Origin of the sequence: Pedobacter sp. JCM 36344, from assembly GCF_046546555.1 — a bacterium.
Lineage (GTDB): Bacteria > Bacteroidota > Bacteroidia > Sphingobacteriales > Sphingobacteriaceae > Pedobacter.
Genome location: NZ_JBKHKK010000014.1, coordinates 45,934 through 58,446, shown reverse-complemented (window position 1 = coordinate 58,446; position 12,513 = coordinate 45,934). Strand labels below are relative to the sequence as shown.

Here is a 12,513-nt window from a genome sequence, read left to right as displayed (position 1 = left end):
ATGAAGGTCAGATTTTTATTAATTGCACTGTTGCTGTGTCTTAAATGCTTTGCTCAGGACTACAGCAATTACCAGATGGAGAACATACCAGTGACTCTTAAAAATCGCGCTAATGCAGTGATTAGGAGCATGGAAACTTCCGTAGATATGCGTGCACCTGAAAACGTAATATTTACGGTTAAAAAGATAATAACGGTTTTGAACAAAAATGCCAGTCAACGGGCGGCGCTGGCGTTATATTACAATAAAAATACGAGTATAAAAAGGGTTAAGGGGTTAGTTTTGAATGAATCTGGGGCTCCGACAGAAAAATTTAACTTAAGCAATTTTACTGATGAAAGTGCAGTGAGTAACTTCTCTCTTTTTGAGGATGACCGTGTAAAATATTACAGTCCTTCAGTAAGTACCTACCCGTATACCGTAGTTTACGAGTATGAAATGAGGTTTAAACAAAACCTGAATATACCTGACTGGTATGCAAACCCCTACCCTGATGTGGCAGTGGAACAAAGCACTTATACCTTCATATGTAAGCCTGGCGACAAGATACGAATCAAGGCGTATAATTTTAACGGAGCCGCAGATGTACAAAAGAATGATAAGTTCGAAAGCTACACTTGGAAGGTAAGTAAGCTAAACGCATTCAAATCGGAACCCTATGCACCTGATCCTGATAGTTACCTCACCTACGTCAAGGTTGCACCAGAGAAATTCAGCTACTATGGCCATCAGGGAACTTATAAAGATTGGAAAGACTTGGGGAAGTGGGTTTATGATGACCTGATCAAAAGCAGGCAGCAGTTGAATGCGGAGACTGTTAAGATGATTAATGATCTGGTGAAGGGTGCTATTAATGATAAAGAAAAAGCAAGAATAGTATATAAGTATCTTCAGAAAAAAACGAGGTACATCAGTGTTCAAGTTGGAATTGGTGGGTACCAGCCCTTTCAGGCAGCTGAGGTCGACAGACTTTCGTATGGAGATTGCAAGGCACTGGTTAACTATGCGCAGAGTCTGCTAAAAGCTGTTAATATTGAAAGCTATTACTGCGTTGTCTTTGCGGGTAGCTTAAAAAAAAGCATAGATCCGGATTTTGCTAGTATGGATCAGGGAAACCACATTATTTTATGTCTCCCTTTCGAAAACGACACCACATGGCTGGAATGCACCAGTCAGGATGCTCCATTCGGTTACCTTGGCACCTTTACGGATGACAGATTTGTTCTCGCTTGTACCCCTGAGGGTGGAAAAGTATTGAGGACGCCAACGCTTTTCACAGACAACAATTTACTGGAGAGAGAAGCCGAACTGACGCTGACTGCAGACGGCAGCATAAATGGGAAACTGAAAACTATATTTGCAGGTTCACAATATGAAAATTATAACGGCTTGATAAATAAACCCTATTCAGAGCAACTTAAACTTTTAAAGGACGAATATGATATAGATAATATTGATTTTACAGATCTGAAACTAACTCAAAATAAGGACATTGATCCAGTTACTACAGAAATATTGAATCTTACCATTCCAAGGTATGCACCAGAGAACAACAAACACGTTTATCTTACATTGAATGCCTTTAATAAATCAAGACAAGTTCCGGAAGTAAGAAATAGAACGCTAGCATTGTACATAAACCGTGGTTATACCGATATTGATGAAGTGGTTTATAATTTACCTGACGGATATAAAATTGACCTCAAGCCGAACGATATTGATCTTAAATCACCCTTCGGATCTTACACATTGACATCAAAGATCGAGGGAAAAAAGCTGACCTATAAAAGGAAGATTGTACTAAACAATGGTACATTCCCTGCTGAGGATTATACTAAGTTTGCTGACTTTTTTAACGCCGTAAGCAGTAACGATCAAAACAAGATCATTTTCAGTGTAAACTAGCTTAGGATTATTATGCCAAGTGTAATACCAATGATCATGATAAGATACATCAGAATTTCTGTTGTAGCAAAACGCTTGTACTTTTTCCAAAAAGAATCTTGATTGTTTTCTGACATCATTTAGTTTTTAAAAGACCCGGCCTTCACCATAGCCTTTTGATAAGTGGGTAAGGTTAAATCGTCTACAACAACCCCTCTTGTAGTCGAGGCATGGACAAAGTAGTTATTATTCAAATATACACCAACGTGATCAACCTCTCTGCCTTTAAACGAAAAAAATATAAGGTCGCCTTCTTTTAGCTGATCAATGTTCTTTTCCCGGATTGTTTCTGCCTGGTCTATTGACCGTCTTGGCAAGCCAATACTATAAATGTGTTTCTCTAGTAGAAGCGCAAAACCAGAGCAATCAATCCCCCCTTTATCCAAACCACCAAGCTTATACTTTACTCCAGTCCAGTCTGTAATGAATCGGTACAACTGCTTACTTTTCAAGTTCGACATGGCGTCAGCAATTTTAGCCGCAGCAGCATTGGTTTTGACTGGTGGTCTTCTAGAGGCACATGAAGCGAAAACCATCATAAGTATTAATCCAAAAATCAGCTTGAAATGGAGCGTATCACTTTTGGTCATGTACATAGCTTATTGTTTTATAATGCGTTGAATTTCATCTAGTTTAAGAAGCGCTTCTACCGGAGTTAGGATGTTTACATCCAGGTTATTTATAGAATCACGAATTTTAATAAGGACGGGGTCTTCAACAGCAAACATTTGTAACTGGTAGGCCTGATTCTGTACTTTTTTGATGCTATCTTTAATGCTCTGCCCTTCAGTTCTGTCAATTTCAAGCTTTTTAAGAATCTCATTAGCACGATAGATCAGTTTGGGAGGCATACCAGCCATCTTTGCTACATGAATACCAAAACTATGTTCGCTGCCTCCAGGAACTAGCTTTCTTAAAAAAATAACGCGGTTGCCGACTTCTTTTATTGAAACATTAAAGTTCTTAATCCTTCCCATTGTATTCACAAGCTCATTCAGTTCATGGTAATGAGTAGCGAATAAAGTCTTGGGCTTTGCTGTGGGATGTTGGTGTAGAAACTCTGCAATTGCCCAGGCAATAGAGATACCATCATAGGTACTAGTTCCTCGGCCAATCTCATCTAGAAGGATCAGACTCTTGTCTGAAATATTGTTTAATATACTCGCGGTTTCATTCATCTCAACCATGAAGGTACTTTCTCCTGAAGAAAGATTATCTGATGCGCCAACCCTGGTGAAAATCTTGTCAACCAACCCGATAGCCGCGGTTTTAGCGGGCACGAAACATCCCATCTGAGCCATCAGGACAATCAAGCCTGTCTGCCTCAAGATTGCCGACTTACCCGACATATTTGGCCCGGTAATGATAATTATTTGTTGAGTTTCGTTATCAAGAAATACATCATTGGTAATATACTCTTCACCAACCGGAAGTCTTCTTTCTATAACAGGATGTCTTCCACCTTTGATGTCAAGTGCCATTCCGTTATTTACTTCAGGTTTTACGTAATGATTTTTAATGGCAAGCTGAGCGAAACACAAGAGCACATCAAGCTGAGCGATAAGGAAGGCATTTAACTGAATCTGTTTAATGTATGCAGATACCTTGAACATAAGTTCGTTGTACATGCGGACTTCGATCACCTGGATTTTCTCTTCTGCTCCAAGAATCTGTTCTTCGTACTCCTTCAGCTCTGGTGTAATATATCGTTCAGCACTTACCAAGGTCTGCTTCCTGATCCAGTCTTCTGGTACCTTATCTTTATGGGTATGAGTTACTTCCAGGTAGTATCCAAAAACATTATTAAATGCTACCTTCAAAGAAGGAATTCCGGTTGAGGCCGCTTCCCGCTTCTGGATTTCAACCAAATAATCCTTACCGCCAAAAGCAATCTTTCTCAAGCGGTCAAGCTCTTCATCTATACCGTCGGCAATCACATTTCCTTTAATTAATAGTGCTGGAGGATCTTGCTGTAGCTCTCTTTCTAGCTTTTCTCTGATCGTTAAACAGGGATTAAGCTGCTCTGCCAGTACACCAAGGAAGGGATTCTTTGTTTCTTCTGCAATACTTTTGACCGACTCGATATGGTATAAGGCCCTTTTTAGAGCGCATAGCTCTCTGGGACCTACGCGTTGTAAGCCGACTTTAGAGATCAAGCGCTCTAAGTCTCCAATTTGCTTGATGTGGTTGTTAAAAGATTCAAGCAGGGACTCATCTTTAACAAGATATTCTACCATACCTAGCCGCTCCTTAATAGGCTTCAGTTCCTTCAAAGGCATGATGATCCACTTGTATAATAATCGTGCCCCCATAGGAGTGGAAGTCTGATCTAAGACTTCAAACAGGGTTACCGCATTGTCATGCGGAGAACTTACCAGCTCCAGGTTTCGGATTGTAAATCGATCTAGCCAAACGTATTTATCCTCCTCCAGCCTGGAGATGGCGCTAATGTGCTTTAAATTGCGGTGCTCCGTATCATTCAGGTAATGTAAGACTACACCCGCGGCTACAATACCTGCCTGAAGCTTATCTACCCCGAAGCCTTTTAACGAATTCACTTCGAAATGCTTAGTCAGGATTTCATTTGCATAGTCTGATGTAAAAGCCCAGTCATCCAGGTGAAAAGTATAAAACTTATCGCCGAAAAATTCCAGAAACTCCTTACGTTTGGTTTTTTGATAAACGACTTCATTAGGCTTGAAGCCTTGTAAAAGTTTATCAATATATTCTGCGTCGCCCTGGGCTACCAAAAATTCACCCGTAGAGATGTCTACGAAAGACACACCTAAAGTGTTTTTCTCAAAATAAACAGCGGCGAGGTAGTTATTAGATTTTTGGTTTAAAATGTTGTCACCGTATGCAACGCCTGGTGTTATAAGTTCAGTGACGCCTCTTTTGACAATAGTTTTAGTAGTTTTCGGGTCTTCCAACTGATCGCATATCGCTACCCGCTGACCGGCTCTAACTAATTTAGAAAGGTAGTTATCAAGTGAATGGTGAGGAAAACCAGCAAGCTCCAATGCGCCGTTAGGTCCTGTACCTCTTCTGGTCAGAACAATACCTAGAATCTGTGCAGTTTTAACAGCATCTTCGCCAAAGGTTTCATAAAAGTCACCAACTCTAAACAAAAGTAATGCACCGGGATATTTCGCCTTGATAGCATTATATTGTTGCATTAAGGGGGTTTCTTTATACACGTCTTTCGCCAAAATATATCTGTTTACAAAATCGTAAATATACCACCTTCATTTGGAGCCTTTATGATTTGTGGAAAATTTATGGATTGTGAATAGGTTTACAATCTTGAGATATAAGATAGGAAAAGATCCAGAGCTTCCCGTTTTTTGTGAGTCAAATCGAAATCGAGTTTATTGAAAAGATAATCTTTGAGATCAAAACCTTTCTGAACAGGCAATTCGTTCAACAACTCTGTTCTATGGGCCAAACCGAAAGCAAGTGCTTTATTGAATTCGTCAATGAATGATTGATCGATTGGCTTATTTGCAACCCATGCTGCATAAACAAAGGGAAGTCCCGTGAATAGCATCCACTCCTCCCCCATATCATACACGAAGGGATAGGTGTCTCTTTTTCCGAAAGTACGATCTCCAATTAGTACGAAGGCATCCGTTGTAGCGTCGATATCTGTGGTGAATTCAACTTCTTTCTTCCAGTGAAACTTAAGGAGAACCTTAGCAAGATTGTTGGAAGTTCTTGAATGACTGTCAAGTCTTACTGTTTTTATCTCTTCTACGGGAAGATTGCTGAATATAAATACGGAATTAACCGCACCTACAGACCCTATGCAATAGTCTGCCACTATGTTTGCATTTGGCACAAAAGGTATTGCTGCTACAGGGATAAGACCAATATCAACCTGCCGATTGATTAGTTTCGCAGCACAATCTGACGGTATATCAAGGCTAAGGTCTATTTTATCAAATATTTCAGAGTGTGATATACCGTAGATAAAAGGTTTAGTATTGGTGTAGGCTACTGCAGATATTTTTATTCTACTCAAAGCACTTATTTTAAATGGTCAGTATTATTGAACTCCACGATATTAAAAATATCGTCAGTCAATTCTACTTTGTAAAGCGTGGTATTCAGATGTGGGAAATCACCCATCTCAGAAAGTGGTTTATTTGCAAGTAAACATAGGAGTAACCGCATTGCGCGACCATGCATACAAATTAGAACCAACTTTTCTTCTTTATGACTTTTAATTATCTCGACCGCTTCTGTTAAGCGCAAGAGTACTTCATTTGGACTTTCTCCCCCATCAAACTTAGAATCGTAATCACCTGACTGCCATTTTTCCATTATCGATTTAAAAGCTGCTATAGCATTGGCATCGTTCGATTTACCTTCCCATTCCCCCCAGGCAAGCTCATCTAAACCAGAAAGCTGTTCCCATCGGATACCTCCGTCGATGAAACGCTGAACAGTCTGATGTGTTCGCTTCAAAGTTGATGTATAAATTTTTTGAAAAGGGACATCTTTATACATCTCATAAAAAGCTGCAGCCTGTGCACGGCCTGTATCATTGAGATCACTATTGATACCCCTGCCTTGTACAATTCCTTGCTTATTTAATTCAGTTTCACCATGTCTGATGATATATAGTTCTTTGTCCATCTAATTAATCACCGGCAACTTATAAAACTGAGGCTTAACATCCTCTTCGAAAACAACGTCTGTGAAATCAGTCACCACATTATATAAGGTATCTCTTTCTATTGGCTTACGTTTTACTTGCATAATTAAGTTAACAAGCTCTTTTGTACTCATTGCCGGATGTTGTTCCTCCGCTCCAGCCATTGAGTAGATTTTGGTGGTATCATCTAGCGTTCCGTCGATGTCATCTACACCAAAATTCAAGGAGAGCTGAGCAGTTTGTCTGCTAATCATCGCCCAATAAGCTTTGATATGATCGAAATTATCAAGGTAGATCCTTGAGATTGCATAATTTCTTAAATCCTCAATAACTGACACCTCTGGAACATTCTCCATCTGGTTGTGTTGATTTCTAAACTTCAGAGGAATGAAAGTCTGGAAACCACCGGTCCTATCCTGCAGTTGTCGCAGTTGTTCCATGTGGTCAATTCTATGTGCATATTTTTCTATATGGCCATAAAGCATTGTCGCATTGGAACGCATACCGAGTTTATGCCACTCCTCATGGATCTGTAACCACTGCTCACCAGTACATTTATCTTTTGCTATAATTTCACGTACTTCCGGATGAAAAATTTCAGCACCACCACCTGGTATAGATTCCAGTCCGGCATCTTTCATAAGCTTCATCCCAGTGGCATAATCTATCTTGGCCTTTTTGAATATATAGTGATATTCAACCGGAGTTAAGGCTTTCACGTGTAGATTTGGGCGGTGATGTTTGATAGCAGTGAAAAGCGCAGAATAGAAAGCTACATCGTATTGCGGCAAAACGCCACCCACAATATGAACTTCAGTCACTGGTTCATCATCATATATTTTAACTACATCCAACATCTCCTGCAGCGTTAATGCCCAGCCCTCTTCTTTCTGTTTTATCAGCCGGGAATAAGAACAAAACTTACAATCGTACACACAAAGGTTAGTAGGCTCAAGATGAAAGTTCTTATTAAAATAAGTCTTGTCACCATGTTTTTGTTCCCGAATATAGTTGGCAAGGGCCCCAAGATATCCAAGCTCTCCATGCTCGTAAAGGTAAACACCCTCATCAAAAGTAATCCGCTCTTGATTTGAAACTTTCTCAGCGATGAACCTAAGTTGTTCAGATAAGTCCTGATCGTGAATTAAAACTGATAATGTTGACGTAGTACTCATTAAGTTTTTATAATATGGCAAAAGTAAGATAAAATCAAGAGAACACATTTCCTCAAGAACTATTACCTGTCAGGGTTGTGTAAAAGAGCTGTAATACAAAAAGGAATTCAAAATCAATTGAATCCCTTTTCACGTAACCAAAGTGTCAAATTATTTTACTGCCTTTGTAAAGTTAAGCACGATGTAGGCTGGTGATGTACCATATTCAACAGGTGACTTAATCACCATATTATTTCCATCGCTAGAAGTAAGTACCAGTCGATATCCAGAGGTTACATTCTTAGCTTTATCTCCTTCAAAAATCTTTTTGAATTGAAAAGTTTGATCTGCTGGTGAAGCTGACCAATAGATAGATTGTGTTTTTGCTGCGCAAGCTCCACCACCGGGGAGCGTATAAGTTCCATTACCGCTGTTTGTTAGGCTCCAGGTACTTCCTTGAAAGCAAGTATAGGAACCTTCATCAAACAAAGATTTAACCGCAGATTGCGGAAGTCCTTCAAAAGTAATATCGCTCAATACCCAGTTACCAGTTATGTCGCCTCTTTTGACCGTTGAGTTTGCAGCACCCTTAGGGGAACAGCTTTGCAAAACCATTAATGAACTACATAAAATGGCTGCTATTAGGATTATTCTTTTCATATCAATGTTGTTTTGCTTTTCAATTACACAAATCTTGCCAAAACTTAAACAGAATATTTTCTACCTTTATCACTGTTAAGCTTAATAAGCGCTTATCTACCTAACAATATCATAATGAAGCCCGAAACACTTGCTATACATTCCGGAAATTTATTCAAAGCAAGCACCAATGATGTGACCAGCCCTATTAACCTATCTACAACTTTTTTAAGAAATGAAGAAGGTGGCTATTCAGGCGGACATATCTACAGCAGGGTAAGTAATCCAAACAGGTCTAATCTTGAAAAAACACTGGCAGATCTGGAGCATGGTGAGGAAGCCTGTGCTTTTTCATCTGGCAATACTGCAGGAATGAGCTTGTTTCAGGCGTTAAAACCGGGGAGTCACATCATCGCGCCGGATGATATGTATTGGGGTTTTAAAAAGCAGTTGATGTCCATCTTCGCAAGTACGCTGGAGTTTGATTTTGTCGACCTAACGAACCTTGAATCTTTAGAATCTTTTATTAAAGACAATACAGCCTTGATCTGGATCGAGACGCCATCAAATCCACTACTAAAAGTGACCGATATAAGTGCGATTTCTGCCATCGCCAAAAAACACAACCTCGTTATGGCATGTGACAGTACTTTTGCCTCCCCTTGTCTCCAAAATCCAATAGATCTTGGGGCAGATATCGTAATGCATTCTTCAACCAAATACATCGGTGGCCACAGTGACGTGCTAGGCGGCATTTTGATAACTGCTAAAATAGATGATCTTTGGGAAGCTATCAGAAATATACAACAAATAGGTGGAGCGGTACCATCTCCTTTTGATTGCTTTCTTTTATTACGAAGCATAAAGACACTGCCTTACCGGATGCGTGGCCATAGTGAAAATGGTATGGCTCTGGCCATATTTCTTGAGCAACACCAACAGGTTGAGGCTGTGTACTACCCTGGCTTAGTTTCGCATCCGCAGCACGAGATCGCCAAAAAACAAATGAGTTCGTTTGGTGGAATGATGTCTATCTTGGTTAAAGGTGGTGCCCAGGAAGCAAGAAAAGTTGTAAACACAGTAAAGATTTTCGCTCAGGCTACTAGTCTGGGCGGCGTAGAAAGCTTAATAGAGCACAGGGCATCCGTTGAAGGACCTGACACAAAAACTCCACAGAATTTAATTCGGATATCGGTCGGCCTAGAACATATTGACGACCTAATTGAGGATATAAATCAGGCTTTAAGCTAATAAAACCCAGTGAATCAAGCTAAAAGATCTATTCATTAAATTTCATTCAACTGAAATTCAGTATATTATAAAATAATCAGAATAATATTTTGGTATATTTAAGTGTATATTATACATTTGTACCAACACATAGCAATAGCTATGAAGTCATGCCTTATTATATGGTTTGATTTATAAAGAAGTGGCGAGAGACAGGCTCAATGACCCACTGGCAACCCTCCAATTGGAGAAGGTGCCAATTCCTGACCAGGGTGCATGGTGCTTCTTGGAAAGATAAATTTAAACAAGATGAAAACAGTTAAATTCTTACCATATCTAATCAATTGTTGTAGCCATAAGCATACTCCCTGTATGTGCTGTTGCATGCTATAAAAACAACAATCTTCCCTTTGTGTAAATAATTCAATCCGGAAGGCCCTTCAAAAGGGTACGCCAAAGAACTATGTACAATTAAAATTTACTTTTCTAAACTTAAATTATGTCAACTTCCTACAAATTCGAAACACTACAAATACATGCTGGCCAAGAAATAGACCCAACAACAGGTTCACGAGCCGTCCCAATTTACCAAACCACTTCTTACGCATTCAAGAACTCGGAACATGGCGCAAACCTTTTTGCATTAAAAGAGTTCGGCAATATTTACACCCGCATCATGAACCCAACTACTGATGTATTTGAGAAACGAGTTGCGGCATTGGAAGGCGGAGTCGCAGCATTGGCTGTGGGATCAGGACTGGCGGCGCAGTTTATAGCGCTTAATAATATTCTTCAGGTAGGGGACAATTTCGTTTCGTCATCACACTTATACGGCGGTTCCTACAATCAATTTAAGGTAGCATTTAAGCGTATTGGAATCGAAGTCAAATTCGCCAATGGTGATAATGTGGAAGATTTCGAAGCACAAATCGATAGCAAAACAAAGGCGATATACCTAGAAAGTATAGGGAATCCTTCTTTCAGCATTATTGACTTTGAAAGGCTTTCTGCGATAGCAAATAAACACGATTTACCCTTGATTGTGGATAATACTTTTGGCGCAGCAGGATACCTATTCAAGCCTCTAGCGCATGGAGCACACATCGTAGTGCAGTCTGCGACCAAATGGATTGGAGGCCATGGCACGAGCATTGGCGGGGTGATAGTTGATGGCGGAACTTACAATTGGGGAAATGGAAAGTTCCCTCAGTTTAGCGAGCCGTCCGAAGGCTACCACGGACTGGTATTTAGCGATGTTTTTGGAATAGGTAGCCCTTTTGGAAACATACAATTTGCCATTCGCGCCAGAGTTGAGGGCCTACGCGACTTTGGCCCATCTTTGTCGCCTTTCAACTCATTTTTGCTAATTCAAGGTTTAGAAACCTTATCATTGAGGGTTCAGCGTCACGTAGATAACGCTTTGTCCCTTGCGCAATGGCTCGACGGTCACGAAGCGGTCAAGAAAGTCAATTATCCAGGACTGGAAAGTAGCCCTTATCACGCCAATGCTAAAAAATATTTACAAAACGGTTTTGGTGCCATGTTGTCTTTTGAATTAAATGGAGATGCGAGTAGCACGACCACAGTTGTAGATAGCCTCAAATTAGTGAGTCATGTTGCAAATGTCGGCGACGCAAAAACGCTGATCATTCAGCCATCAGCAACAACACATCAACAACTGAGCATGGAGGAACAAGCAGCATCAGGGGTATTGCCTAATCTCTTAAGGGTTTCAGTTGGTCTGGAGCATATAGATGATATCAAGGCAGACTTTGAACAGGCCTTCGCAATAATAAACCATAAATAATAACAATACGTTTACACATATAATGAGTACTAAGGCTACTTACAATTACGATAATCCGTTTAGGTTAGAAAGCGGAAATGAACTTGCAAACATTCAAATTGCTTATCAAACTTATGGGAAATTAAACAGTAATAAAGATAATGTAATCTGGGTTTGTCATGCACTTACCGCCAATTCTGACGTTCTTGAATGGTGGAAAGGATTGTTTGGTAATAATGACCTGTTTAATCCAGAGGAACACTTTATAGTTTGTGCCAATATACTGGGATCCCATTATGGAAGCACAAATCCCTTAAGTGTAAATGAAGCTACCGGCCAGCCTTATTATTTATCTTTTCCTGAATTTACGATAAGAGATATCGTTAATGGACATCGTTTATTAGCTGATCACTTAAACATTGGGAAGATAAAAGTCCTAATAGGAGGTTCTTTAGGCGGTCATCAGGCCATGGAGTGGGCTATTGCCGATAACAACAAAATTGAGAATTTAATCCTAATGGCCACAAATGCATCACATTCCCCATGGGGAATAGCATTCAATGAGAGTCAACGACTAGCAATCTCAACAGACCGCAGCTTTTATGCTCAAAATCCTAAAGGAGGCTTAAAAGGTCTTAAGACTGCCCGAAGCATTGCATTGTTGTCATATAGGACTTATGAAGCGTATTCGGCTACTCAACTTGAAAGCGTTAATGATAAGACGACAAATTTCAGAGCATCGTCATACCAATGTTATCAGGGAGAGAAGCTCTGCAATAGATTCAATGCGTTCAGTTATTATTATCTGACTAAGGCCATGGACAGTCATAATGTTGGCAGAGGTCGTAAGAGTGTAGCTAATGCTTTAAGGCAGATTAAAGCAAATACTTTAGTGATTGGCATAGATAACGATGTTCTTTTCCCAGTTTCTGAACAAGCGTACCTTGGAGAAAATATTCAAAACGCTACTTTTAAAAGCATCAACTCTGCCTATGGTCATGACGGATTTTTGATTGAAACAGATAGTCTCACACGTATTATTGGCAATTTCCTTAAAGATAGTGCAAATAAAAAAATAGTAAAACTCAATAGAACTGCATAAT

General features: G+C 39.8%; 10 protein-coding genes and 1 riboswitch. Of the genes, 4 read left to right on the top strand and 6 right to left on the bottom strand.

The window, feature by feature from the left end; translation table 11 throughout:
* Entirely contained in the window at window positions 1-1,905 is a 1,905-nt protein-coding gene (locus ACHFIZ_RS13890) for a DUF3857 domain-containing protein (RefSeq protein WP_410886853.1), read from the top strand.
* 119 nt (window positions 1,906-2,024) lie between these two features.
* Here the strand turns inward: ACHFIZ_RS13890 and ACHFIZ_RS13885 are convergent, their stop codons facing one another.
* From ACHFIZ_RS13885 to ACHFIZ_RS13860, 6 genes are all read right to left on the bottom strand, one after another.
* Window positions 2,025-2,540: a C40 family peptidase gene (locus tag ACHFIZ_RS13885; protein WP_410886851.1), complete on the bottom strand. Its 516-nt coding sequence runs from the start codon at window positions 2,538-2,540 to the stop codon at window positions 2,025-2,027.
* Between the two features lie 3 nt (window positions 2,541-2,543).
* A complete protein-coding gene (mutS, locus tag ACHFIZ_RS13880) occupies window positions 2,544-5,120 on the bottom strand; it encodes a DNA mismatch repair protein MutS (protein WP_410886849.1) in 2,577 nt (858 codons plus the stop codon).
* Between the two features lie 119 nt (window positions 5,121-5,239).
* The gene (locus ACHFIZ_RS13875) at window positions 5,240-5,965 is read right to left on the bottom strand and encodes a menaquinone biosynthetic enzyme MqnA/MqnD family protein (RefSeq protein ID WP_410886847.1); all 726 of its coding nucleotides are present in this window, start codon (window positions 5,963-5,965) and stop codon (window positions 5,240-5,242) included.
* Between the two features lie 5 nt (window positions 5,966-5,970).
* Complete coding sequence (locus ACHFIZ_RS13870) at window positions 5,971-6,582, bottom strand: histidine phosphatase family protein (protein ID WP_410886845.1); 612 nt, start codon at window positions 6,580-6,582, stop codon at window positions 5,971-5,973.
* Window positions 6,583-7,776 carry an aminofutalosine synthase MqnE gene (gene mqnE / locus ACHFIZ_RS13865; protein WP_410886843.1) on the bottom strand — a complete coding sequence of 398 codons (1,194 nt, stop codon included), beginning with the start codon at window positions 7,774-7,776 and terminating at the stop codon, window positions 6,583-6,585.
* Window positions 7,777-7,926: 150 nt separating this feature from the next.
* Window positions 7,927-8,415, bottom strand: a complete 489-nt coding sequence (locus tag ACHFIZ_RS13860) for a hypothetical protein (protein WP_410886841.1) — start codon at window positions 8,413-8,415, stop codon at window positions 7,927-7,929.
* A gap of 114 nt (window positions 8,416-8,529) precedes the next feature.
* Here ACHFIZ_RS13860 and ACHFIZ_RS13855 point away from each other — a divergent pair, with 114 nt between their 5' ends.
* From ACHFIZ_RS13855 to metX, 3 genes are all read left to right on the top strand, one after another.
* A complete protein-coding gene (locus ACHFIZ_RS13855) occupies window positions 8,530-9,645 on the top strand; it encodes a trans-sulfuration enzyme family protein (protein WP_410886839.1) in 1,116 nt (371 codons plus the stop codon).
* 168 nt (window positions 9,646-9,813) lie between these two features.
* Window positions 9,814-9,925, top strand: a riboswitch (SAM riboswitch).
* A gap of 198 nt (window positions 9,926-10,123) precedes the next feature.
* Window positions 10,124-11,431 (top strand): O-acetylhomoserine aminocarboxypropyltransferase/cysteine synthase family protein, encoded by a 1,308-nt coding sequence (locus tag ACHFIZ_RS13850; RefSeq protein WP_410886837.1) that lies wholly within the window; start codon window positions 10,124-10,126, stop codon window positions 11,429-11,431.
* A 22-nt stretch (window positions 11,432-11,453) separates the two neighbouring features.
* Window positions 11,454-12,512, top strand: a complete 1,059-nt coding sequence (metX, locus tag ACHFIZ_RS13845) for a homoserine O-acetyltransferase (protein WP_410886835.1) — start codon at window positions 11,454-11,456, stop codon at window positions 12,510-12,512.
* Window position 12,513 lies beyond the last annotated feature (1 nt).

Coding starts and splice junctions, on each gene's coding strand:
- ACHFIZ_RS13890 (WP_410886853.1), top strand. CDS start 1: ATGAAGGTCAGATTTTTATTAATTGCACTGTTGCTGTGTCTTAAATGC.
- ACHFIZ_RS13885 (WP_410886851.1), bottom strand. CDS start 2,540: ATGTACATGACCAAAAGTGATACGCTCCATTTCAAGCTGATTTTTGGA.
- mutS (WP_410886849.1), bottom strand. CDS start 5,120: ATGCAACAATATAATGCTATCAAGGCGAAATATCCCGGTGCATTACTT.
- ACHFIZ_RS13870 (WP_410886845.1), bottom strand. CDS start 6,582: ATGGACAAAGAACTATATATCATCAGACATGGTGAAACTGAATTAAAT.
- mqnE (WP_410886843.1), bottom strand. CDS start 7,776: ATGAGTACTACGTCAACATTATCAGTTTTAATTCACGATCAGGACTTA.
- ACHFIZ_RS13860 (WP_410886841.1), bottom strand. CDS start 8,415: ATGAAAAGAATAATCCTAATAGCAGCCATTTTATGTAGTTCATTAATG.
- ACHFIZ_RS13855 (WP_410886839.1), top strand. CDS start 8,530: ATGAAGCCCGAAACACTTGCTATACATTCCGGAAATTTATTCAAAGCA.
- ACHFIZ_RS13850 (WP_410886837.1), top strand. CDS start 10,124: ATGTCAACTTCCTACAAATTCGAAACACTACAAATACATGCTGGCCAA.
- metX (WP_410886835.1), top strand. CDS start 11,454: ATGAGTACTAAGGCTACTTACAATTACGATAATCCGTTTAGGTTAGAA.